Here is a 22,202-nt window from a genome sequence, read left to right on the forward strand (position 1 = left end):
TCACGGATACTCGGTGATGGTTACCGCTGGGAGGCCAGGCTCACCGCTGCCCGCCAGCGCTCGTAGGCGGCGTCGTCGCGCTCGCCCGGCTCGAACCGGCGATCCAGCTGCCACGTCTTGCGCAGCTCGTCGGCCGAGGCCCAGACGCCCGAGCCGAGCCCCGCCAGGAACGCCGCCCCCAGCGCGGTCGTCTCCTGGATCACCGGACGCTCCACGACCGTGCCCAGTTGGTCCGCCTGGAGCTGCATGAGCAGGTTGTTGCCGCTGCCCCCGCCGTCGGCCTTGAGCACCGGCGCCGAGTCGCCCGTCATCGCCTCCACCACGTCCCGCACCTCGAACGCGATCGCCTCCAGCGTCGCCCTGACCAGGTGTGCCCGCGTCGTGCCGCGGGTGATGCCGGTGATCAGCCCGCGCGCCTCCGGATCCCAGTACGGCGCCCCCAGGCCGGTCAGCGCCGGGACGAACACCACGCCGCCGCTGTCGGGCACCGTGCGCGCCACCGCCTCGGACTCGGGCGCGGTCCCGATCAGGCCCAGCCCGTCGCGCAGCCACTGCACCGCCGCGCCGGTGACGAAGACCGAGCCCTCCAGCGCGTAGGTCAGCTCACCCGCCGGGGTCTGCCAGGCGACCGTGGTCAGCAGCCCGGCCTCCGAGCGGACGATCTCGCCACCGGTGTTGGTCAGGATGAAGGAGCCCGTCCCGTAGGTGCATTTGACGTCGCCGACGCCGAAGCAGGTCTGCCCGAACAGCGCCGCCTGCTGGTCGCCCGCCACGCCGCTGATCGGCAGGTCGAGCCCGAGGAAGGCGCCGGGGTCCGTCCGGCCGAGCGGCCCGTAGTTCGGGACGATCTCCGGCAGCGCCCCCACCGGGACGCCGAACAGCTCGCACAGCTCCTCCTCCCAGCCGCCGGAGTCCAGCCCGTACAGCAGCGTCCGCGAGGCGTTGGACGGGTCCGTCACGTGCCGCGCCCCGGCCGTGAGCCGGGCGATGAGGTACGAGTCCACGGTCCCGACCACCACGTCGCCCGACCGCACCTCGTCCCACGCCCGGGGGTCGTGCTCGGCGAGCCAGGTCAGCTTGGTGGCCGTGAAGTACGGGTCCAGGCGCAGCCCCGTCAGCTCGGAGACGCGCGGCTCGTGGCCCTGCGAGCGCAGCCGCTCGCAGATGCCCGCGGTGCGGCGGTCCTGCCAGACGACGGCGCGGCGCGGCGCGGCCAGCGTGTGCCGGCCCCACAGCACCGCCGTCTCGCGCTGGTTGGTGATCCCGACGCAGCCGGGCGTGGACGCGGCCCCGGCCAGCGCGGCGGCGCAGGCGGCCAGCGTGGCCTGCCAGATGTCCTCCGGGTTGTGCTCGACCCAGCCGGGCTCGGGGAAGTGCTGGGCGAACTCCTGATAGCCCCGCGACTCGATCCGCCCGTCCTCGGTCACCACGAGCGCGGTGACTCCCGTCGTTCCGGCGTCGATGGCCAACACACTCACTGAATCGCCCCTCGCTCCGCTCGCGTTTGGTCTAGACCACTGCCCGCGCGGGCGGGCACAATGCGATTCTGGTCGTGAAGCCCATCGGGAGGAACCCGCCATGCGTATTGGAGTACTCACCGGGGGTGGCGACTGCCCCGGTCTGAACGCTGTCATCAGGGCTGTGGTCCGCAAGGGGGTGAGCGCCTACGGGCACGAGTTCGTCGGATTCCGTGACGGCTGGCGCGGCCCGCTCGAAGGCGACACGATGCCGCTGGACATCCAGGCCGTGCGGGGGATCCTGCCACGAGGCGGCACGATCCTCGGCTCGTCGCGCACCAACCCGATCAAGATCGAGGGCGGCGTCGACCGCATCAAGGAGAACCTGGCGGCCACCGGCGTCGACGCGCTGATCGCCATCGGCGGCGAGGACACCCTCGGCGTCGCCAAGCAGCTCTTCGACCGCGGCGTGAAGGTCGTCGGCGTGCCCAAGACGATCGACAACGACCTGTCGGGCACCGACTACACCTTCGGCTTCGACACCGCCGTCAACATCGCCACGGAGGCCATCGACCGCCTGCACACCACCGCCGAGTCGCACCACCGGGCGCTCATCTGCGAGGTCATGGGCAGGCACGCGGGCTGGATCGCGCTGCACGCCGGCATGGCGGGGGGCGCGAACGTCATCCTCATCCCGGAGAAGCCGTTCGACATCGACCGCGTCTGCGAGTACGTCGAGTCGCGCTTCCGCACCCGCTACTCGCCGATCCTGGTGGTCGCCGAGGGCGCCCACCCGATCGAGGGCCAGATGGCGCTGCAGGCGGGCGAGCTCGACGCGTTCGGGCACGTCCGGCTCGGCGGCATCGGCGAGGTGCTGGCCAAGGAGATCGAGAAGCGTACCGGCAAGGAGGCCCGCACCACCGTGCTCGGCCACATCCAGCGCGGCGGCACCCCGACCGCGTTCGACCGGGTGCTCGCCACCAGGTTCGGCTTGCAGGCGATCGACGCGGCGCACGAGGGCGACTACGGCACGATGGTCGCGCTACGCGGCACCGACATCGTCCGCGTCGGCCTGGACGAGGCGACGGCCGAGCTCAAGACGGTGCCAGTGGAGCGCTACGCCGAGGCTGAGGTCTTCTTCGGCTGACGTTAAGTGACTTGCAAGTGGCGGGCCGTACCTTCGTGAAGGGCGGGTCACCGCCACGAACCCCCTCAGGGTACGGCTTGCGCCGCGGAGAGTAGGCGGCCCACCACGCGTCGCAAGTCGTACCCAGGGGGTTTCGCCTATCTCCGCCGGCCTCTCACCGGCATCCGCTGCTGCTGAACCGGTGGGGCGGGGTAGGTGAGCTGCTGCTCCTCGGTCGCGCGCCTGCGCATCTCCAGCCTGGCCACCAACTCGGCGTCCTCGTGCAGTTCCTGCTCCGACGGCGACAGGATCACCATGAGCAGCATGGTCAGCGTGATCAGGCTGATCACGGTCATCAGCGGGACGAGGAAGTCCAGCGCGTCGGCCCCCGCCACGACCCCGGGCTCGGGGTCGACCGTGACCATCATGGCGGCCATGCCGGTGTAGTGCATGCCGGAGACGGCCACGCCCATGACGAGCGCCGCCCCGGTGATCCAGATGGTCTTCTTGACGCGCAGCGTGAACCAGAGCGCGGCGGTGGCGGCCACGATGGCGATGACCACCGACAGGGCCACGTACAGCCGGTCGTAGGCGACGTGCGCGGACATGTTCATCGCGTACATGCCGAGGTAGTGCATGCTGGCCACGCCGAGGCCCGTGAGGACGCCGCCGCCGAGCAGGGCGGGCACCCGGCCCTTGCCGTAGGAGACCAGGAACAACCCGGTGCCGACCACCACGATGGCGACGGCGGCGGAGGCGGCCGTCAGCGGCACGTCGTACTTGATCGGCGTGCCGTCGACCGCGAAGCCCATCATGGCGATGAAGTGCATGACCCAGATGCCCGTGCCGCCGATGGAGATGGCCCCGCCGATCAGCCACCGCATCCGGGAGGCGCCCCGCGAGGCGTGTGCCTGGGCGGTGAGCCGTAGTCCGAGCATCGACCCTATGCACGACATCAGGTATGCGAGGGCCGGTGTGAGGGGGCCCTGGGTGAAGTGGTTAACAACGGACATATAACGACAATCCTTGCATTAGGGGTCCCCGGATTGTGCCAGGAGGCCTGTCCCATATGCATGGATATCTCGACTATCTGTCAACCTGTCAGTAGGCAACGTGAGAGGTGCTCACAGATGGCGGTCAGATGGCCCCCACCCCGCCACGGGAACGTCCGCAAGGGGGTGGAGCTGGTGCGACAGGCGCTCGAGCGACCGCCCGGCGCGGACTAAACTCGATGGGTCGCGGCGTTGGCCTGACCGCGTGCATTCCCCATACTTCCGGAGGTTCCACCATGACGATGTCTGCCCTGGGCGAGCCGTGCGTGCTGCTCAAGCTGGGCGAGATCGTTCTCAAGGGCAAGAACCGCGAGGTGTTCGAGCGCCGGCTGATCAGCAACATCCGCGAGGCGCTCCAGGACGTCGGCGTCAAGGTCGACGTGCGCAAGCGGCACGGCGTCATCGCCATCTTCCTGCCCGAGGGGGCCGGGGTCGAGCAGGCCGACGCCGTGGCCCAGCGGGTCGCCGACGTCCCCGGGCTGGTCTGGATCCACCGCGCCTGGCGCGTCGCCAAGGACCCCGACGCCGTGCTCAAGGCCGGCCTGGAGCTCGTGGGCGAGCGCGAGGAGACCAAGAGGGGCGCGCGGTTCGCGGTTCGCTCACGCCGCCGCGACAAGCGCTTCCCGCTGCGCTCCAACGAGCTCGACCGGCTCGTCGGCGGAGCCATCAACGACGAGTACGGCCTGCCGGTCGACCTGCGCAACCCCGAGCTGACCCTGTTCATCGAGGTCGACAGGGACGAGGTGTTCGTCTTCACCGGCGGCATCCCCGGCCAGGGCGGCCTGCCGGTCGGCAGCAGCGGGCGGGCCCTGGTGCTCATGTCCGGCGGCATCGACTCGCCGGTGGCGGCGTACCGGATGATGAAGCGCGGGCTGCACGTGGACTTCCTGCACTTCTCCGGCATCCCGTTCACCACCTCCGAGTCGATCTACAAGGCGTACGCGCTGGTGCGCAAGCTCGACCGGTTCCAGGGGCGCTCGCGGCTGTGGGTGGTGCCGTTCGGCAAGGCCCAGCAGTCGATCCGCACGTCCGGCCAGGACCGCCTGGCGGTGATCGCGCAGCGGCGGCTCATGCTGAAGACGGCCGAGGAGGTCGCGCACCGCATCAAGGCGGGCGCGCTGATCACGGGCGACGCGCTCGGCCAGGTCTCCTCGCAGACCCTGGCCAACATCACCGCCCAGGACAACGCGGTCGACCTGCCGATCCTGCGCCCGCTGGTGGGCTGGGACAAGACCGAGATCATGGCCGAGGCCAGGCGCATCGGCACGCTGGAGATCTCCGAGCTGCCCGACGAGGACTGCTGCAGCCTGCTCGCTCCCAAGCGCGCCGAGACCAGGGCCAAGATCGCGGACCTGAAGCAGATCGAGAAGCGGCTCGACGCCGAGGAACTGGTGGTCCAGCTCGCCGACTCGATCCAGGAGTACAAGCTCTGACCGCGGGGCCCCCGAGCAGGCTGCTCGGGGGCGGTGCGGTTCTCGTGGATGGCCGGCGCGGCGGCGGGAGAGAGAGCGGTCAGGCGGTGACCGCGGCGGCGGCGCGCTTGCCGAGCAGCGGCGGGAAGTCGTTCATGACCTGGGCCAGCTCGCCCAGGTCCGAGCCGATCAGCGCCTGCGGGCCGTCGCACAGCGCCTGCTCGGGGTGCGGGTGCACGTCGATGATGACGCCGTCGGCGCCGACGCCGATGGCCGCCCGGGTCAGCGGCAGCACCAGGTCACGCCGCCCGCCCGAGTGCGACGGGTCGACGATCACCGGCAGGTGTGACAGCCGCTGCGCCACCGGCACCGCCGACACGTCCAGCGTGTTGCGGGTGGCGGTCTCGAACGTCCTGATGCCGCGCTCGCAGAGCACGATGTCGAGGTTGCCGCGCTGCGCGATGTACTCGGCGGCCATCAGCCACTCCTCGATCGTCGCGTTCATGCCGCGCTTGAGCATGACCGGCCTGCCCGCCGCGCCGACCGCCTGCAGCAGCGCGAAGTTCTGCGCGTTGCGGGTGCCCACCTGGAGCATGTCGGCGTAGGACGCCACCAGCTCGACGTCGTGCGCGTCGACGACCTCGGTCACGATCGGCAGGCCCGTCTCCTCGCGCACGTCGGCCAGGATGCGCAGCCCCTTCTCGCCCAGCCCCTGGAAGGCGTACGGCGACGTGCGCGGCTTGTAGGCGCCGCCGCGCAGCAGCGTCGCGCCCGCCGCCTGCGCCATCCTGGCCGCCTCCAGCGTCTGCTGCGGCGTCTCCACCGCGCACGGACCGGCGATCAGCGTGACGGTGTCGGGGCCGATCGGCACACCGCCCACGTGCACGGTGGACCGATCCGGATGGTTCTCCCTGCTCACCAGCTTGTACGGGGTGGACACGCGCATCACCTCGCGCACCCCGCTCATGCCCCGCAGGTTCGCCGCGTCGAGTTGTGTCACGTCGCCCACCAGCCCGACGATCGTGCGCTGCACGCCCTTGCTCACGAACGCCTCCACTCCGGCCGCCTGGACGACCGCGACGATGGACGCGACGTCGTCTCCGGTGGCTTCCGGCCCCATCACGATGACCATGTGTCTCTCCCTTGGAAAACACAGAAGGCCCCGGGTCCTCCTGGACCCGGGGCCTTCTGTTCGCCTGTCTGCTAGCGCAGCGTCAGATGGCGAACGGAGTCGGGTCCGTCGCCATACCAAAAGCTGATCGCGGTGCGCATAGACCGCAATACTACCGCACTCGACCCGGGCGCACCCCGGCGCGACCGCGATGGCAGGATGGCCCAAGACCACGAGACCAGCGAGGGGAGTGATCGTGGAGGAGTCGCGCCTGCCTCCAGGCCAGTACGTGCCGCGCGGCCGACCCGTGATCCACTACGGCAGGGTGCCCCAGTTCAAGCCGGAGAGCTGGGACTTCCGCATCTTCGGGGCGACCGCCTCGGGCGAGGAGCGCAGTTTCAGCTGGCCCGAGTTCGAACAGCTGCCCCGCACCGACGTCCTGGCCGACTTCCACTGCGTCACCAAGTTCTCCCTGATGGGCAACGAGTGGCGCGGGGTGAGCCCGTCCGTGCTGCTCGCCGCCGTGCCGCCCGACGCGGGCGTCCGCCACGTGATGATCTGGGCCGAGTACGGCTACAGCGCCAACCTGCGGATGTCCGACCTCGTCGCGCCCACCACGCTGTTCGCGACCGGACTCGACGACAAACCGCTCAGCCCCGACCGCGGCTTCCCGCTGCGCATCGTGGTGCCCCACCTGTACGCGTGGAAGAGCGTCAAGTGGGTGCGCGGCATCGAGTACCTGATCGAGGACCGCCGCGGATTCTGGGAGGAGCGCGGCTACCACAACGTGGCCGACCCCTGGCGCGAACAGCGCTACTCCTACCAGGAGGAACCCGGAGAAGGCCCGGAGTAGCCCGAACGGCTCGCGCCGGCACAAGGCTACGGAAGAACACGGGGTTTGGCAGGCGAAAACGCCACGCCAACCAGTTCTGATATCGTTGGGTAGCCATCCGTGAACGTACGGTAATTTGATCGCGTGCAGTTGCGGTTCTCCCTCCTGATCGACCCCACCCCTGCCCAGCGGTTCGCGCTGGCACGGCCGTTCGGCTGCGCGCGTGCGTTGTTCGACGACGCGCTGCGGCCGCCCGCATGCTGACCACCGCATGGGTGGCCCTCTCCTGCCTGACCTTCGTCCTCGGCTACGTCCTCGCCCGGCGGCGCCCGGAACCGCCGGAAGGCGGCCCGGAGGCGGAAGCACCGGAAGGCGGCTGGAAGGGCGAGGCCACGTACGCCACGCTGCACATCGCCGCGCTGGCGGCCCCCGCGCTGCGCGCCGGGCTGCACCGCGAGTCCGCGCGCAAGGCCGTCCGGCACCTGCACGCCCTGCTCGGCACCTACGCGGTGGCGATCACCTCCACCGACGCCGCGCTCGCCTGGGACGGCCCCTGCACCGACGAGGTGCTCAGCCACGCCCGCGCCGTGCTCGGGTCCGGGCGGGCGCAGGTGTTCGCGGGCGAGCCGTATGACGCCGTCGTGGTGCCGCTCACCGTCGACGGCAAGATCGTGGGAACGCTGGCCGCCTTCGACGCGGAGCTGAGCGCGGCGCTGGTGCGCACCGTCACCGAGGTGGGCCGCTGGGTGTCGGGCCAGCTCGAACTGGCCGAGCTCGACTCGTCGCGGCGGCGGGCGCTGGAGGCCGAGATGCGGGCGCTGCGGGCGCAGATCTCGCCGCACTTCGTCTACAACGCGCTGACCACGATCGCGTCGTTCGTCCGCACCGATCCGGCGCGGGCCCGCGAGCTGCTGCTGGACTTCGCCGACTTCGCCCGGTACGCGCTGCGCAGGGCGCACGACTTCACCACCCTGGCCGACGAGCTGACCTGCGTCGACCGCTACCTGCTGCTCGAACGGGCCCGCTTCGGCGACAAGCTGCGCTTCAGCGTGCAGGTGGCCCCTGAGGTGCTGCCGCTGCCCGTGCCGTTCCTCTGCCTGCAACCGCTGGTGGAGAACGCGATCAAGCACGGCATGGGCGGCAGGGGCGGCGGCGAGGTGCGGGTGGTGGCCCGCGACGCCGGCCCCGAGGCGCACATCACGGTCGAGGACGACGGCACCGGGATGGACCCCGAGCACGCCAGACGGATGCTCGACGACGACCCCAGGCGGGAGGGCGGCGGCATCGGCCTGGCCAACGTGGACGTCCGGATGCGGCAGATCTACGGCGAGGGCTACGGGCTCGTGGTGGAGACGGCGCTCGGGGCGGGCACCAGGGTCCGGCTGCGCGTGCCGAAGGCGAGACTCAGCACTTCGTAGTCAAATCTTTACGGAACGTTGCCATGTCGCTTGTGGCCCCGGCGTGCATGCGGCAACGTGGACGCATGCTTAGGGTTCTGGCTGTCGACGACGAGGTGCCCGCTCTGGAGGAGCTGGCGTATCTGCTGCGCCGCGACTCCAGGGTGGGGCACGTCACCACCGCGTCCGACGGTGTCGCGGCCCTGCAGGAGATGGTCCAGATGATCGGCGCGGGCGAGCGGCTCGACGGAGTGTTCCTCGACATCCGGATGCCCGGCCTCGACGGCCTCGACCTGGCCAGGCTGGTCGGCGGCTTCCCGAGCCCGCCCGGGCTGGTGTTCGTCACCGCGCACGACGACTGCGCGGTGCAGGCGTTCGAGCTGGAGGCCGTCGACTACCTGCTGAAACCGGTCAGGGCCGAGCGGCTGGCCGAGTCGGTGCGCAGGCTGGAGGCCGCCTCCGCGCCCCCGGCCGACCAGGTGCACGACGACGTGATCCCGGTGGAGCTGGGCGGGCGCACCAGGTTCGTGCCGCAGCAGGCGGTCTGGTTCGCCGAGGCGAAGGGTGACTACGTCCGGCTGCACACCGGCGATGGCAGCTACCTGGTCCGGGCGTCCCTGGCCGCGCTGGAGCGGCGCTGGGCGGAGGCGGGGTTCATCCGCGTGCACCGCAGCACGCTGGTCTCCGCGCGGCACGTCAGCGAGCTGAGGTTCGAGGGGGGTCGGGTGCTGCTGACGGTAGGCACCGAGACCCTGGCGGTCAGCAGGAGGCACAGCCGGCAGGTCCGTGAGCAGCTCGTGCACCAGCACCGGGGCGCGATCTCCTGATCGCCTGTCCGGGGCCGGTTTCGGTCTCGTTCCCTGCCGGTCGCCTTCGAACGGGCGGGTGTGAACGCGGGGGTGGCGGCTTCCTGCCCCCCGCGCCGAACGGCGTGCGGGCCGCCGGTTCGTCGTGATCGTGGCGATTTCCCTGGTCACACCCGGTCGAGTGACTTCGAGGGGCTGCGGGCGGCGACCTTGACACGCCTGCCGGAGGATCTTCGAGGCTCCGGAATCGGCCGCTCGTCGTGGCGTACCGACCGCTCGTCGCGTCAACACTCTCCGTACAGCGATGACTACAGACCGTTCGACGAGCTGACCGTTAACGGGGTTTCGCCCACAAGATCGCAACCGTAGTGTTTCCGCATCGGAAAGCCACCCGGCGCATTGGGGGGGACTGGGCCAGAAGGCTCATACGGGCCTGATGCGCCGGATCCACCGGTGACCCACGTGGTCACCGCGGTTGTCGGGCCCTCAACCGGGGGGTAGGGCCCGCCGGCCGGGTACGTGAAGGGGCGCCCGCTGTGGCCGCGAGTCCGGACCGCGATCCGGCCATACGGGGGCGGCCGGATCGCGCGAGCGGGCGCCTCTTCACGTCGTTCACCCCAGCAGAGTTCACCTCAGCAGGTCCGCCCGGTCGTGCACCACGGCGCCGCCGATCACGGTGGCGGTCACCGTCACGTCCTTGATGCGGGCAGGCGAGATGGCGAGCAGGTCGTCCGACAGGACCGCGAAGTCCGCCAGCTTGCCCCTGCTGAGCGTGCCCTTCAGGTGCTCCTCGTGCACGGCGTAGGCAGAGCCGAGCGTGTAGGCGCGCAGCGCCTGCACCACCGTGAGCGCCTCGTCCGGGTTGAACGGGGCGCCCGTGGCCGTCCGCTGGTTCACCAGGTCGTGGATGCCCAGCAGGGGAGCGCCCTCCACCACCGGGCAGTCGGAGCTGCCCGGCAGGACGATGCCCGCGTCCAGGAAGGAGCGCTGCCGGTAGCAGCCGCGCGAGCGCTCGGGGCCGAGCGCGGCCAGCATGCCGTCGCCGATCTCGGAGATGAACCGGCCCTGCGGGACGGGGATGACGCCGAGCTCGGCGATCCGGGCCACCTGGGCGTCGCTGGTGACCGCGCAGTGCTCGATGCGGTGCCTGGCGTCGGGGCGCGGCAGGCGCGCCTGGGCCTCGGCGTAGGCGTCGAGGACGACGTCGATCGCCGCGTCGCCGATGGCGTGCGTGGCGATCTGCCAGCCGGACGCGTGCGCCCGCAGGATGAACTCCCGCAGCGCGGACGCCTCCTCCTGCAGGAACCCCCTGTTGCCGGGGTCGCCCTCGTAGTCGCAGCACATGGCCGCGGTCCTGCCGATGAGCGAGCCGTCGGAGAAGACCTTGACCGGGCCGATGCGCAGCCGCTCGTCCCCCAGCCCGCTGCGGACGCCCAGGTCGAGCCCGAACTCCGGGCCGACCTCGTGCAGGCTGGGCGAGCCCGGCATCAGCGTGGCCCGCTGCGCGAGCAGGCCCTGCCGGATCGCGGACTGGAAGTCGGCCACGTCCCACGGGCCGTTGCCCGCGAGGCCGACGCCGACGCCCGGCTCGGTGAAGCTGGTCAGGCCCTCGGCGGCGGCGAGCGCGCTCGCCAGCGCGAGCCCCTCGACGAAGTCGGCGTGCCCGACCGGACGCAGCACCCGGTGGACGAGGTCCTGCGCCTGCTCGGCGAGCAGCCCGTCGGGGAGGCCGGCGGCGTCACGGCCGACCGAACCGCCGGGGACGTCCGGGACGTCCTCCAGGTGGGGGAAGCCCATCAGTGCGAACGCGGCCGTGCTGGCCACGCCCATGTGCCCGGAGGTGTGCTGGAGCCAGACCGGACGCCCGCCCGCCGTCCTGTCGAGCGCCTCCCGGGTGGGGTGGGCGCCTCCCAGCTTGTTCTGGTCGTACCCGGCGCCGCGCACCCACGCGCCCTCGGGCAGCGTGGCCGCCCGCTCCGCCACCCGCGCGTACAGCTCGTCCAGGGTGCCGACCCGCACGTCCAGTTCGCGCAGCCGCTGGCCGCGCATGCTCAGGTGATGGTGCGCGTCGTTGAACCCGGGGACGGCGGGCGCCTCGCCCAGGTCGATCACCACGTCCGCGGGGACGCCGTCGACCTCCTGGTCGAGACCGGCGATCCGGCCGTTCAGCACGCCCAGCCGGGTGGCCGACGGGCGGTCCGCGTCCAGGGTGGTGAACCGGCCGTTGACGAACAGGACGTCGAGACGCATCAGGCCTCCACGGAGACCGGTGCCTGCCGCCGGGCCGACAGCCGGTGCAGGCCCATGACGCAGGCCATGGTCAGCAGGATGACGACCAGGTACTGGACGACGACCGCCCAGATGGTCCCGGTCGAGCTGAGCAGCGCCTGGGCGATCAGGGGCGTGGTGCCGCCGATCAGCGCGCCGCACAGCTGGTAGGACAGTGAGATGCCGGTGTAACGGACCTTGGAGGGGAACGCCTCGGCCAGGAACCCGGCCAGCGCCGCGTACGACGAGCCGCTGAACACCACGCTCAGCGCCAGCCCGAGCGTCGCCAGCGCGGGTGAGCCGGTGCCGACCAGGAGGAACGTGATCGGTGTGCAGACGATCAGCGCGACGAACGCGATCAGCATGTAGCGGGCCGCGCCGAGCCGCTGGCCGAGCACCGCGCCGATCGGCTGGGTGACGAACTGGGTGACCGACACGATGAGCAGCACGTTCAGCATCGAGCCCTTGGTGATGCCGAGGTCCGTGGTGGCCCAGGACAGGATGAAGGTGTTGGTGAAGTAGGCCGAGGCGATGCCGACGCCGCTGGCCCCGATGCCGAGCAGCACCAGCGGCCACGAGGTGCGGAACACCTCCGCGACCGGCAGTTTCACGACCTCGCGCTGCTCCCGCATCCGGACGAACTCCGGCGACTCCTCTACCCGCAGCCGGATGACCAGGCCGATCACCAGCAGGACCGCCGACGCCAGGAACGGCAGCCGCCACCCGTACGACAGGAAGGCGTCCTCGGGGAGCAGGCTGACCAGCGCGAACATGCCGGTCGCGAGGATCGACCCGGCGGGCGAGCCCTGCTGGGCGAACGCGGCGTAGAAGATCCGCTTCGGGCCCGCATGCTCGGCCGCGATCAGCACCGCGCCGCCCCACTCACCGCCGACCGCGATGCCCTGGACGAGCCTGAGCGCCGCCAGCAGCACGGGCGCGAGCACGCCGACCGACGCGTACGTGGGCAGCACGCCGACCAGCGTGGTCGCGCCGCCCATCAGCAGCAGCGTCGCGACCAGGGTGCCCTTGCGGCCGATCCGGTCGCCCAGGTGGCCGAAGACGACGCCGCCCAGCGGCCTGGCCAGGAAGCCCACCCAGAACGTGGCGAAGGACGCCATCACTCCGGCGGCGGGGCTCGCCTCGGGGAAGAACAGCTTGCCGAAGACCAGCGCGGAGGCGGTGCCGTAGATGTAGAAGTCGTACCACTCGATGGAGGTGCCGACGAAGGAGGCGATGCCCGCGCCGCGGGCGTTGGTAGAGCTCATGGGGGGTCCTAGGCGAAGTGGTGGAGTTGGGCCAGCGGCACCTCGGTCGCGGGTGACAGGCTCACCTCGACGCCGTCCACGAGGACGGGGCCGGGCTCGCGCGGCACTCTGACCTGCGGTGTCGCAGTATTTCGGGACATGTCGGCTCGGGTGAGGCCGCGGGCGTGCCTGATGGCCGCGTACCGGAGCCCGTCGGGCAGTTCGTCGCGGGCGTTTTCGAGCGCGTCACCCGCGACGAAGATCCGCGACAGCAGGCTCGGCGCGTCCCCCAGCGCGCCGAAGTACGGGCGGTAGGCGCGCGGCTGGGTCAGCCGGGTCGAGCCGGAGCCGCTGCCGGACACCCCGTGGGCGACGAAGCCGCCCTTGATCACCAGCTCCGGCTTCGCGCCGAACCAGGCGGGATGCCACAGCACGATGTCGGCCAGCCGACCGGGAGTGAGCGAGCCGACCTCGTGCGCCAGGCCGTGCGCGACGGCCGGGTTCAGGGTCAGCTTGGCCAGGTAGCGCAGGATGCGCGCGTTGCCGTCCGCCTGGCCCCCGGGGTCGCGCAGCGCGTTGAGATGGGCGAGCTGCCAGGTGCGGCGGACCGTCTCGGCGACCCGGCCCATGCCCATCGAGTCGGAGTTGACGATGCTGATCGCGCCCAGATCGTGCAGGACGTTCTCCGCCGCGATGCCGTGCGCGCGGACCCGGCTCCTGGTCACCTCGACGTCGCTGCCGATGTGCTGGTTCTGCCGGTGCACGGTCATCGTCATCGGGAACAGCTCGCCGACCGTGTTCGTCGTGTACGGGATCGTCGGAGTGGTGGAGGACGGCAGGATGTGCGGCTCGCTGAGGATCTCCAGCAGGTCGGGGTGCCCGCCGCCGCCCTCCACGTGGTACGCGTGGACGGTGCGGCCGCGCGTCGCCGCGACCGTGTCGGCCAGGTAGCCCGACTCGTTCATCGAGTCCGAGTGCAGCGCCACCGGCAGGTCCGCGGCCTCGGCCACGTCCAGGCAGGTGTCGATGATGCGCGGCGTCGCCCCGAAGTCCTCGTGGATCTTGAAGCCGCCCGCGCCCGCCAGCACCGCCTCCTCCAGCAGCGTCCGCGAGCTGGACGACCCCCTGGCCAGGAACGCCACGTTCAGCGGGGTGCCGCGCCAGGCCGCCATCAGCGTGTGCAGGTTGCGAGCCGGGTTGACGCCGACGTCCCACACCCCGCCGAGCCCCATGCCCACCACGGTCGTCACACCGGACGCGAGCGCGGCCGGGGCGATCTCCGGCGAGGACAGGTGGACGTGCGAGTCGACGATGCCGGGCGTGGCGATCAGGCCCTCGCCGGGGACGATCGCGGTGTGCGAGTCGATGACCGCCCCCTCGACCGGGACGACCCTGCCGTCCTTCACCCCGATGTGCGTCTTGCGCACGCCGAGCACCGGGTCCATCAGCACCACCCCGGCGACCACCAGGTCCAGCGCCGACTCCCGGGCGCCGCGCGGGCTGGCGAGCAGCCCGTCGCGCAGCGTCTTGCCGCAGCCGCCCAGCAGCTCGTCCCCGTGCGGGACGTCGTCCCGCTCCACCTCGGCCCACAGGCAGGTGTCGCCGAGCCTGACCCGGTCACCGGTCGTGGGGCCGTAGATCGCGTTGTACGTCTCGCGCTTCACGAGGGGATGACCTCCACTTCGACGGTCTCGCCCGGACGGAACGCGGTCGCCGTGCCCGCGGGGATGCCGAGCCTGAGGCCGTCCGGGGGCCCGTCGAAGGTGAGGGCGGCGTTCACCTCGCTCAGCGGGAAGTGCGAGGAGACGAACACGGTGCGCTCGCCCTCGTTGGTGATCCGCAGCGTGCTCCGCTCGCGGCCGGCGTTGATCTCCACGTCGCCGGGCGCGAGCCGCACCGCCCCCGGGCCCTCGGCCGGTGGCGGGCCGATCGGCGCGTCCACCGCGACCAGCGCGGTGCCGTTCGGGAAGAGCGCCTCCACCTGGACGTGGGCGACGAGCGCGGGAACGCCGTCCATCACCTCGTCCGGGGTAAGGACCGCCTTCGCGGCGGCGATGACCTCCTCCAGGGAGGCGCCGTCCCACGCCAGTTCCAGGATCTCGTCGCAGATGAGCGCGATGGCCTCCGGCGCGTTCAGCCTGCGCCCGCGGGCGCGGCGGCGGCGGGCCAGCTCCGCGAGCGTGAAGATGGTGAGCCGCTCCTGCTCACGAGGCGTCAGATGCACGTGCTTCCTCCCTTTCGCTCACCGTAGGGCCAGGTCAGAGGGTTACCAACGGCGATACGGTGCGTAAATAGGACGTTAGATTGTGCATGTGACCAACGACGCGATCGCCAGGCTGGCGCTCCGGTGCCTGGCCGGCTACGAGGACCTCATCGACGACTGGCTCGTCCAGGTCATGGAGATCGAGCCGTACGCGCGCGGGCTGGTCAGCCCGGAGGAGGTGCGCGAAGGCGCCCGCGTGGGGTTCGCGCTGATCCTGCGGCACCTCGCGGAAGGCCGCGTCCCCCCGGAGCAGGCGCCGCACTCCGAGCGGATGGGGGAACGGCGGGCCGGCCAGGGAGTGCCGCTGGAGTCGCTGCTGGCGGCGGCCCGGCTGGACGCGCGCGTGCTGTGGCAGGGGCTCGTCGACCACGCGGGGCCCGAGGACGTCCCCGGCCTGTTGCAGGCCGCCAACCTGGTGTGGGAGGCGGTCGAACAGCACAACACCGGCCTCATGACCGGGTACCAGCGCGGGGTCCTGGAGATGGGCAGGCAGCGCGAGGACGAGCGCCGCACCTGGTTCGCCCGCCTCCTCGACAACGACGGCCGCAACCCGGACGTGGTGCGGGACGCCGGCCGGGTCCTCGGTTTCGACCCGGCGGCCACCTACGTGGCGGCGGTGGCCGACTCCTCGGCCGGGGCGGCCCTGCGCGCGGCAGCGGGGGCCATGGCTTCCCTGCGCCGTCACCGCCACGACTCGCCCATCGGGGGCATCCTCGTGGTCCAGCTCCCCGCCCGCTCACCGGACCCGGAACGGGCGGTGATCGACGCGCTGGCGGGAGTCCCCTGCGGGGTCTCACCCCAGGTGGCGGGCCTGTCGCAGGTGCCTCACGCGGTCCGCCTGGCGACGGCGACGGCCCGTGCCGCCCTCCCGTACCGCCCCCAGGGAGATGCCGACGGCCCGGAAACAGAGGACGGCGGGGGAGCGGGCGACGGCGGGGGAGCGGGCGGCGGCACGGCCCGCGACCGCACAGCGCCCGACCGCCCTGACTCCGTCGCTTCCACGCCCGGTTGTACCGCGCCCGACGGTTCAGCGCCCGCCGGTTCCACGGGCGGCGCGCCTTTCGCCGGGCCGATGCGGTTGGAGGACTGCTGGCTGGAGGTGTTCGTGGCGCAGAGCCCCGAACTGGCGGCGGAGCTGGCCGAGCGGGTGCTGGGGCCGCTGGCGGAGATCGGGCCGGTGGAGCGGGAGCGGCTGCTGGAGACGGTCAGGACGCACCTGACGGGAGACGGCGCGATCGCCGGGACCGCCGCCGCGCTCTACTGTCACCGCAACACGATCCAGCACCGCTTCGCTCGCTTCAGGCAGCTCACCGGCCGCGACATCCGCGCCCCGCAGGACGCCGCCATCGTCGCCCTCGCCCTACGCGCAGCCGCCCTCCATCCAGGGACGTGACGGCACCACAGCGAGGACGGCCGCCGACGGGGTGTTGGTGTGGTGGTGTGGCGGCCGGGTGCCGAGATGGCCGCCAGGGGGCTCCGTGGGTGCGTGGTGGTGTTGCGGCGCGGCGGCTGTGCGCGCTGCCCTGCGGCAGGGGCTGCACCCTTCGGTGGGGGTTACGGGGTTCCGTCGCGGAGCTTCTTCAGCAAGGTGATGTCCTCGCGGTGCTTTTCGCCCTTGCCCGGGGTTTCGATGCAGATGGGCACCCCGGCGACGGCGGGGTGGCGCATCAGGTCGGCGAACGGCCGGCTGCCGATGTGGCCCGCGCCGATGTTCTCGTGGCGGTCTCTCTTGGAGCCGCACGTGTCCTTGGAGTCGTTGGCGTGGACGAGCTTCAACCGCCCGGGAGCGATCTTGTGCAGCGCGTCGAGCGTCTCCTGGACCCCGCCCTCCGCCGCCAGGTCGTGGCCGGCCGAGAACGCGTGGCAGGTGTCGAGGCAGACGGTCGCCCGCGGATGCCAGTCGAGCGCCGCCAGGTACGGCTCCAGATCCTGGACGGTGGCGCAGAGCACCGCCCCCTGCCCCGCCATCGGTTCGAGCAGCAGGTCGGGCCCGCCGTCGGGGATCTCCTCGAGCAGCGGCAGCAGGTGCTCGTGGATCTGCCGCAGCGCGTCGTCGCGCGGTTGCGTGACCGCGGACCCGGTGTGCACCACGACCCCCTTGGCCCCGGTCTCGACGCCACGCCTGAGCGTGTGGCGGACCACGGCGACGGAGTTGGCGAGCGTCTCGGGGCTGGGCGAGCCGAAGTTGACCAGGTGGGGGACGTGGATGAAGGTGTCGACGCCCGACTCGGCCAGCTTGGCGTCCTCGTCGGGCTTGCCCACGGTGAGCGCCCACCCGCGCGGGTTGGTGACGAACACCTGGATCATCTCGGCGCCGATCTCGGCCATGTACTTGAGGCCGCCCGTTGCCAGGCCGCCCGCGACGAACACATGTCCGCCGATCAGGGATTTCAGGGTCATGATGGGTCTCAGTCTAGGGGGAGCGGACGACAATTCAGCGACGGCTCCCATCGGGTGAACCGACACGTCAAAGGCCGTCCGAAGACGCTCCGCGAGAGCCTCGGAGGGATCCGCCCCGCCGATCCGAGACGGCCCCGGACAGGGCGCGTAGGTTGGAGCATGACACGAAAAGTTCTGGCCAACCGCAGGACCGGTTGGGAGTTCTTGCGGATGGACCGGGCACGACGCCCATGTGTGTACTGCTGACATGCCCCACACGCTCGCCGACTTCAACGCGCGGGACCCTGCGTCCGCCGAGGAGGAGCTGCTCGCCTGCTGCGCCTCCCGCGTCTTCGCCAGGGCCGTCGCGTCGCGGCGCCCGTACCAGGACCTCGCCAGGCTGACGGCCGCCGCCGACTCCGCCGTGCGCGGCCTGAGCTGGCCGGACGTCCTGGAGGCGCTGAGCGCCCACCCCAGGATCGGGGAGCGCGCGGACGGCGACGGCCGGGAGGCGTCGTGGTCCCGCCAGGAGCAGTCGGGCGTGGAGGACGGCCTGCGCGCCGCGCTCGCCGAGGGCAACCGCGCCTACGAGGACCGCTTCGGCCACGTGTACCTGATCTGCGCCACCGGCCTGACGGGCGAGCAGCTGCTCGGCAGGCTCCGCGAGCGGCTGGCCAACGACGAGCTGACGGAGCGCGACACCGTCCGCGACCAACTGGCCAAGATCACCACGCTGCGGATGGCCAAGCTGGTGGGGGAGGCGGGCCGGTGAGCTTCTCGACGCACGTGCTGGACGCGGTCACGGGACGTCCCGCCGCCGGGGTCCAGGTACGGCTGGAGCACCAGGGCGGCGTGGTCGCCGAGGGCCGCACCGACGAGGACGGCCGGATCAAGGGCTGGAACCCGGGCGCGGGCGTCCACCGCGTCGTCTTCGACACCGGCGCCTACCTGAAGGACACCTTCTACCCCGAGGTCGTGATCACCTTCACCGTCACCGACCCGGCCGAGCACTACCACGTGCCGCTGCTCCTCAGCCCGTTCGCGTACTCCACCTACCGAGGGAGCTAACCGTGTCGGTCATTCTCGGCCCCAACCGCTACGGCAAGGCGGAGACCAGGCTGGTCCGCGTCGTCAGGGACGGCGACGTCCACCACCTCAAGGACGTCAACGTCAGCACCTCGCTCTCCGGCGACATGGAGGCCGTCCACCTGAGCGGCGACAACGCCGCCGTGCTGCCGACCGACACGCAGAAGAACATCGCCTACGCCTTCGCCAGGAAGCACGGCCTCGACCAGATCGAGGACTTCGCCCTCCTGCTGGCCAGGCACTACGTGGACGGGTACCCGCCGATCCACCACGCCAGGGTGGAGATCGACGAGTACGCCTGGGACCGCATCCCGGTCGCCGGCGGCGACCGGCACTCGTTCGTGCGCGGCAACGGTGAGGTGCGCACCTGCGTCGTCCACCACGACCGGGACGGCCGCACCACCGTCGTGTCGGGCCTGAAGGACCTGGTCGTGCTCAACTCGACCGGCTCGGAGTTCCACGGCTTCCTCGTGGACGAGTACACCACCCTCCAGCCGACCACCGACCGCGTCCTGGCCACGGCCGTCGCCGCCCGGTGGCGGCACGTGGACGAGACGTCCTCCTTCGGCAAGTCGTACGGCGAGGCGCGCAGGTGCCTGCTGGAGGCGTTCGCGCAGACGCACAGCCTCTCCCTCCAGCAGACGCTGTACGCCATGGGCGAGCGGGTGCTGAACACCTGCCCGGAGATCTGCGAGATCAGGCTCGCGATGCCGAACAAGCACCACTTCCTCGTGGACCTGTCGCCGTTCGGGCTGGACAACGAGAACGAGGTGTTCCACGTCGCGGACCGCCCGTACGGGCTCATCGAGGGCAGCGTGCTGCGCGACGACGCGCGTGACGCCGGATTCGCCTGGGAGTAGGACGATGGACTTCTTGCGCCCCACGACGTGGGAGGAAGCGCTGGCCGCCAAGGCGGAGCAGCCGGAGGCGGTGCCCATCCAGGGCGGCACCGACGTGATGGTCGAGATCAACTTCGACGTCCGCCGGCCACCCGCGCTGCTGGACCTCAACCAGGTGGCCGAGCTGCTGGAGTGGTCGCTGGAGGACGGCACGTACCGGGTGGGGGCGGCTGTCCCGTACACGCGGATCATCGAGGAGCTGGGCGGGCCGCTGCCGGGGCTCGCCCAGGCGTCCCGGACGGTCGGCTCGCCGCAGATCCGCAACCGCGGCTCCGTCGGCGGCAACCTGGGCGCGGCGTCACCGGCGGGCGACAGCCACCCGCCCCTGCTGGCCGCCGACGCCGTCATCGAGGTGGAGTCGCGGGCGCGTGGCGTCCGGATGATCCCGGCGTCCGGCTTCTACGTGGGTGTCAAGCGGTCGGCGCTCCAGCCGGACGAGCTGATCAGGGCGTTCCACCACAAGCCCGCGACCGGGCCGCAGTACTTCTCCAAGGTCGGCACCCGCAACGCCATGGTGATCGCGGTCTGCTCGTTCGCCGTCGCGCTGCACCCGGACGAGCGGCGTATCGGCACCGGCATCGGCTCCGCCGCGCCGACCCCGCGCCGCGCGGTGGAGGCCGAGGAGTTCCTGCGCGGCGAGCTCGACTGGGACGCCCCCCTCGACCCGGCGCTGCTGCGCCGCTTCGCCGAGCTGTGCTCCCAGGCCGCCTCGCCGATCGACGACGTGCGCGGCACCGCCGGATACCGCAGGCACGCCATCGGCGTGATGGCCCGCCGCACGCTCACCTGGGCGTGGAACGACTACCTCGGAAGGAGGGCCGCCTGATGCGCGTCACCTTCACCGTCAACGGCCGCGAGGAGTGCGTGGACGACGTGTGGGAGGGCGAGAGCCTCCTCTACGTGCTGCGCGAGCGGGTCGGCCTGCCGGGCTCGAAGAACGCCTGCGAGCAGGGTGAGTGCGGATCCTGCACGGTCTACCTGGACGGCACCCCCGTCTGCGCCTGCCTGGTCGCCGCCGGGCAGGCCGAGGGCCGGCAGGTGCGCACCGTGGAGGGGCTCGCCACCGGCGACGGCCTCGACCCGGTGCAGGAGGCGTTCGTCGAGTGCGGGGCCGTGCAGTGCGGCTTCTGCACGCCGGGCCTGATCGTGCAGGCGCACGACCTCATCGAGCGGGTGGACCGGCCGTCGGACGCGGAGATCCGCGAGGCGCTCGCGGGGAACCTGTGCCGGTGCACGGGCTACGAGAAGATCCTGGACGCGGTACGGCTGGCCGCCGAGCGAAAGGCGGCGACCCGGTGAGTGAGCAGGTGAGTGAGCAGGTGGGCGACGGGGCCGGTGCTCAGCCGGGGGACCTGGCGAGCGGCCGGGGACGTGGCGGGGCTCCCGGCCGGGTGGTGCTGATCGAGAACGCGTACCTCGCCCCGGTCGTCGGCCCAGAGATCAAATCCGGATATATCCGGATCGAGGGTGATCGGATAGCCGAGGTCGCGGCAGGCCCCGCGCCCGAGGCCCCCGGCGCGACCCGCATCGACGGCACCGGCTGCCTGGCCACCCCCGGCCTGGTCAACACCCACCACCACCTGTACCAGTGGGCCTCGCAGGGCCTCGCCCAGGACGCCACGCTCTTCGAGTGGCTGGTGGCGCTCTACCCGGTGTGGGCCGCCATGGACGCCGACGTCGTCAAGGGCGCGGCGACGGCCGGGCTCGGCCACCTGGCCCTGTCGGGTTGCACGACGTCCAGCGACCACCACTACGTCTTCCCCAAGGGCCGGGGGGACCTGTTCGCCGCCGAGATCGAGGCGGCGCGCGAGCTGGGCGTCCGCTTCCACCCGGCGCGCGGCTCGATGGACCGGGGACAGTCGCAGGGCGGCCTGCCACCGGACGTCGTCGTCGAGCGGCTCGACGAGATCCTCACCGCCACCGCCGATGCCGTCGACGCCTACCACGACCCGTCGTTCTCCTCGAAGCTGCGGGTCGCGGTCGCGCCGTGCTCGCCGTTCTCGGCGAGCGCCGAGCTGATGACCGAGGCCGCCGCCCTGGCCAGGTCCAAAGGAGTGCGGCTGCACACGCACCTGGCCGAGACGGTGGACGAGGAGGAGCACTGCCGGGCGCAGTTCGGCGCGCGTCCGACCGCCTACCTGGACAAGCTCGGCTGGCTCGGCCCGGACGTGTGGGTCGCGCACGCGGTGCACCTGAGCGACGCCGACATCGACAGGTTCGCCGCCACCGGCACCGGCACCGCGCACTGCCCCTCGTCCAACGGGCGGCTGGGCGCGGGGATCGCCCGGGTGTCGGAGATGCTGCGCCGGGGGGCCAACGTCGGGCTCGGCGTCGATGGCAGCGCGTCCGCCGAGCTGACGGCGCTCGCCGGGGAGATGCGGCAGGCGCTGCTGTCCCAGCGGGCCAGGTACGGGCCGACGGCGCTGACCGCCCGGCAGGCCCTGGAACTGGCCACGACGGGCGGCGCACGCAACCTCGGCCGCGAGGACGAGCTGGGCTCCCTCGAAGCGGGCAAACTGGCCGACATCGCGCTCTGGCGGATGGACGGGCCCTTCGCGGGCGCCGTCGCCGACCCGGTCTTCGCGCTGGTCCTCGCGTCCGGGCGGCCGCCCCTCGCGCGGCTGCTGGTCGGCGGCGAGACGATCGTCGAGGACGACGAGCTCAGAACCGTCGCGCAGGACGAAGCGGGACGCGCCGGAGCACGGGCACACCGACGCCTGCTGCGGCTGGCCGAACAGCACGGGGTGACCCGCGAACCCATCGCACCGGACCCCGAGCCGAAGCCCCCGACGCCATGAGCCCGCGGCTCGGCGAAGGCCGCGTGCTCCCATGAGGGCGGCCTCAGCTCTTGACGGCGCCGGTCAGCGCCT

General features: G+C 71.8%; 21 protein-coding genes. 13 read left to right on the forward strand and 8 right to left on the reverse strand.

Going from position 1 to position 22,202, the window contains the following annotated elements; all coding sequences use genetic code 11:
* Positions 1 to 20: 20 nt before the first annotated feature.
* Positions 21 to 1,478 (reverse strand): FGGY family carbohydrate kinase, encoded by a 1,458-nt coding sequence (locus ABT294_RS16515; RefSeq protein WP_350806508.1) that lies wholly within the window; start codon positions 1,476 to 1,478, stop codon positions 21 to 23.
* Positions 1,479 to 1,578: 100 nt separating this feature from the next.
* On the opposite strand from ABT294_RS16515, the gene ABT294_RS16520 reads away from it, so the two are divergent.
* Complete coding sequence (locus ABT294_RS16520; RefSeq protein ID WP_350806509.1) at positions 1,579 to 2,604, forward strand: 6-phosphofructokinase; 1,026 nt, start codon at positions 1,579 to 1,581, stop codon at positions 2,602 to 2,604.
* A gap of 137 nt (positions 2,605 to 2,741) precedes the next feature.
* On the opposite strand, the gene ABT294_RS16525 is transcribed toward ABT294_RS16520, so the two are convergent.
* Positions 2,742 to 3,596 carry an MHYT domain-containing protein gene (locus ABT294_RS16525; protein WP_350806510.1) on the reverse strand — a complete coding sequence of 285 codons (855 nt, stop codon included), beginning with the start codon at positions 3,594 to 3,596 and terminating at the stop codon, positions 2,742 to 2,744.
* Between the two features lie 275 nt (positions 3,597 to 3,871).
* Here ABT294_RS16525 and thiI point away from each other — a divergent pair, with 275 nt between their 5' ends.
* On the forward strand, positions 3,872 to 5,068 hold the full coding sequence (gene thiI / locus ABT294_RS16530) for a tRNA uracil 4-sulfurtransferase ThiI (RefSeq protein WP_350806511.1): 1,197 nt from the start codon (positions 3,872 to 3,874) through the stop codon (positions 5,066 to 5,068).
* Between the two features lie 79 nt (positions 5,069 to 5,147).
* Here the strand turns inward: thiI and aroF are convergent, their stop codons facing one another.
* On the reverse strand, positions 5,148 to 6,179 hold the full coding sequence (gene aroF, locus ABT294_RS16535) for a 3-deoxy-7-phosphoheptulonate synthase (protein WP_350806512.1): 1,032 nt from the start codon (positions 6,177 to 6,179) through the stop codon (positions 5,148 to 5,150).
* A gap of 235 nt (positions 6,180 to 6,414) precedes the next feature.
* On the opposite strand from aroF, the gene ABT294_RS16540 reads away from it, so the two are divergent.
* From ABT294_RS16540 to ABT294_RS16555, 4 genes are all read left to right on the forward strand, one after another.
* The gene (locus ABT294_RS16540) at positions 6,415 to 7,011 is read left to right on the forward strand and encodes a sulfite oxidase-like oxidoreductase (protein ID WP_350806513.1); all 597 of its coding nucleotides are present in this window, start codon (positions 6,415 to 6,417) and stop codon (positions 7,009 to 7,011) included.
* A gap of 123 nt (positions 7,012 to 7,134) precedes the next feature.
* Positions 7,135 to 7,254 (forward strand): helix-turn-helix domain-containing protein, encoded by a 120-nt coding sequence (locus ABT294_RS16545; protein ID WP_350806514.1) that lies wholly within the window; start codon positions 7,135 to 7,137, stop codon positions 7,252 to 7,254.
* Positions 7,248 to 8,408, forward strand: a complete 1,161-nt coding sequence (locus tag ABT294_RS16550; RefSeq protein ID WP_350806515.1) for a sensor histidine kinase — start codon at positions 7,248 to 7,250, stop codon at positions 8,406 to 8,408. The genes ABT294_RS16545 and ABT294_RS16550 overlap by 7 nt, the downstream gene beginning before the upstream one ends.
* A gap of 65 nt (positions 8,409 to 8,473) precedes the next feature.
* A complete protein-coding gene (locus tag ABT294_RS16555) occupies positions 8,474 to 9,214 on the forward strand; it encodes a LytR/AlgR family response regulator transcription factor (RefSeq protein ID WP_350806517.1) in 741 nt (246 codons plus the stop codon).
* A 606-nt stretch (positions 9,215 to 9,820) separates the two neighbouring features.
* Here the strand turns inward: ABT294_RS16555 and ABT294_RS16560 are convergent.
* The 4 genes from ABT294_RS16560 to ureA are packed head-to-tail and all read right to left on the reverse strand — an operon-like array spanning position 9,821 to position 14,929.
* A complete protein-coding gene (locus ABT294_RS16560; RefSeq protein WP_350806518.1) occupies positions 9,821 to 11,443 on the reverse strand; it encodes an amidohydrolase in 1,623 nt (540 codons plus the stop codon).
* A complete protein-coding gene (locus ABT294_RS16565) occupies positions 11,443 to 12,726 on the reverse strand; it encodes an MFS transporter (protein ID WP_350806520.1) in 1,284 nt (427 codons plus the stop codon). The genes ABT294_RS16560 and ABT294_RS16565 overlap by 1 nt, the downstream gene beginning before the upstream one ends.
* A gap of 8 nt (positions 12,727 to 12,734) precedes the next feature.
* On the reverse strand, positions 12,735 to 14,369 hold the full coding sequence (locus ABT294_RS16570; protein WP_350806522.1) for an urease subunit alpha: 1,635 nt from the start codon (positions 14,367 to 14,369) through the stop codon (positions 12,735 to 12,737).
* On the reverse strand, positions 14,366 to 14,929 hold the full coding sequence (gene ureA / locus ABT294_RS16575) for an urease subunit gamma (RefSeq protein ID WP_350806523.1): 564 nt from the start codon (positions 14,927 to 14,929) through the stop codon (positions 14,366 to 14,368). The genes ABT294_RS16570 and ureA overlap by 4 nt, the downstream gene beginning before the upstream one ends.
* 88 nt (positions 14,930 to 15,017) lie before the next feature.
* Between ureA and ABT294_RS16580 the strand changes: the two genes are divergently transcribed.
* Entirely contained in the window at positions 15,018 to 16,361 is a 1,344-nt protein-coding gene (locus tag ABT294_RS16580) for a PucR family transcriptional regulator (protein WP_350806524.1), read from the forward strand.
* Positions 16,362 to 16,522: 161 nt separating this feature from the next.
* Here the strand turns inward: ABT294_RS16580 and ABT294_RS16585 are convergent, their stop codons facing one another.
* A complete protein-coding gene (locus ABT294_RS16585) occupies positions 16,523 to 17,368 on the reverse strand; it encodes a deoxyribonuclease IV (protein WP_350806526.1) in 846 nt (281 codons plus the stop codon).
* Positions 17,369 to 17,615: 247 nt separating this feature from the next.
* Here ABT294_RS16585 and uraD point away from each other — a divergent pair, with 247 nt between their 5' ends.
* The 6 genes from uraD (at position 17,616) to ABT294_RS16615 (ending at position 22,130) form a co-directional block, all read left to right on the forward strand.
* Positions 17,616 to 18,119: a 2-oxo-4-hydroxy-4-carboxy-5-ureidoimidazoline decarboxylase gene (gene uraD / locus ABT294_RS16590; protein WP_350806527.1), complete on the forward strand. Its 504-nt coding sequence runs from the start codon at positions 17,616 to 17,618 to the stop codon at positions 18,117 to 18,119.
* Positions 18,116 to 18,415 (forward strand): hydroxyisourate hydrolase, encoded by a 300-nt coding sequence (gene uraH, locus ABT294_RS16595; protein WP_350806528.1) that lies wholly within the window; start codon positions 18,116 to 18,118, stop codon positions 18,413 to 18,415. The genes uraD and uraH overlap by 4 nt, the downstream gene beginning before the upstream one ends.
* A gap of 2 nt (positions 18,416 to 18,417) precedes the next feature.
* Positions 18,418 to 19,293 (forward strand): factor-independent urate hydroxylase, encoded by an 876-nt coding sequence (pucL, locus tag ABT294_RS16600; RefSeq protein WP_350806529.1) that lies wholly within the window; start codon positions 18,418 to 18,420, stop codon positions 19,291 to 19,293.
* A gap of 4 nt (positions 19,294 to 19,297) precedes the next feature.
* Positions 19,298 to 20,158 carry an FAD binding domain-containing protein gene (locus tag ABT294_RS16605; RefSeq protein WP_350806530.1) on the forward strand — a complete coding sequence of 287 codons (861 nt, stop codon included), beginning with the start codon at positions 19,298 to 19,300 and terminating at the stop codon, positions 20,156 to 20,158.
* Positions 20,158 to 20,631, forward strand: coding sequence for a (2Fe-2S)-binding protein (locus tag ABT294_RS16610; RefSeq protein WP_350806531.1), 474 nt, complete (start codon positions 20,158 to 20,160; stop codon positions 20,629 to 20,631). Before ABT294_RS16605 ends, ABT294_RS16610 begins: the two co-directional genes overlap by 1 nt.
* 101 nt (positions 20,632 to 20,732) lie before the next feature.
* On the forward strand, positions 20,733 to 22,130 hold the full coding sequence (locus ABT294_RS16615; RefSeq protein WP_502912059.1) for an 8-oxoguanine deaminase: 1,398 nt from the start codon (positions 20,733 to 20,735) through the stop codon (positions 22,128 to 22,130).
* Positions 22,131 to 22,202: the final 72 nt, after the last annotated feature.

The organism is Nonomuraea sp. NPDC000554, assembly GCF_040300065.1.
GTDB lineage: Bacteria > Actinomycetota > Actinomycetes > Streptosporangiales > Streptosporangiaceae > Nonomuraea.

Excerpts from the sequence above, each read along its gene's own strand:
- ABT294_RS16610 (WP_350806531.1), top strand. The coding sequence starts at position 20,158 with ATGCGCGTCACCTTCACCGTCAACGGCCGCGAGGAGTGCGTGGACGAC.
- aroF (WP_350806512.1), bottom strand. The coding sequence starts at position 6,179 with ATGGTCATCGTGATGGGGCCGGAAGCCACCGGAGACGACGTCGCGTCC.
- ABT294_RS16565 (WP_350806520.1), bottom strand. The coding sequence starts at position 12,726 with ATGAGCTCTACCAACGCCCGCGGCGCGGGCATCGCCTCCTTCGTCGGC.
- ABT294_RS16555 (WP_350806517.1), top strand. The coding sequence starts at position 8,474 with ATGCTTAGGGTTCTGGCTGTCGACGACGAGGTGCCCGCTCTGGAGGAG.
- ABT294_RS16550 (WP_350806515.1), top strand. The coding sequence starts at position 7,248 with ATGCTGACCACCGCATGGGTGGCCCTCTCCTGCCTGACCTTCGTCCTC.
- uraD (WP_350806527.1), top strand. The coding sequence starts at position 17,616 with ATGCCCCACACGCTCGCCGACTTCAACGCGCGGGACCCTGCGTCCGCC.
- ABT294_RS16560 (WP_350806518.1), bottom strand. The coding sequence starts at position 11,443 with ATGCGTCTCGACGTCCTGTTCGTCAACGGCCGGTTCACCACCCTGGAC.
- ABT294_RS16525 (WP_350806510.1), bottom strand. The coding sequence starts at position 3,596 with ATGTCCGTTGTTAACCACTTCACCCAGGGCCCCCTCACACCGGCCCTC.
- thiI (WP_350806511.1), top strand. The coding sequence starts at position 3,872 with ATGACGATGTCTGCCCTGGGCGAGCCGTGCGTGCTGCTCAAGCTGGGC.
- ABT294_RS16605 (WP_350806530.1), top strand. The coding sequence starts at position 19,298 with ATGGACTTCTTGCGCCCCACGACGTGGGAGGAAGCGCTGGCCGCCAAG.
- ABT294_RS16585 (WP_350806526.1), bottom strand. The coding sequence starts at position 17,368 with ATGACCCTGAAATCCCTGATCGGCGGACATGTGTTCGTCGCGGGCGGC.
- ABT294_RS16520 (WP_350806509.1), top strand. The coding sequence starts at position 1,579 with ATGCGTATTGGAGTACTCACCGGGGGTGGCGACTGCCCCGGTCTGAAC.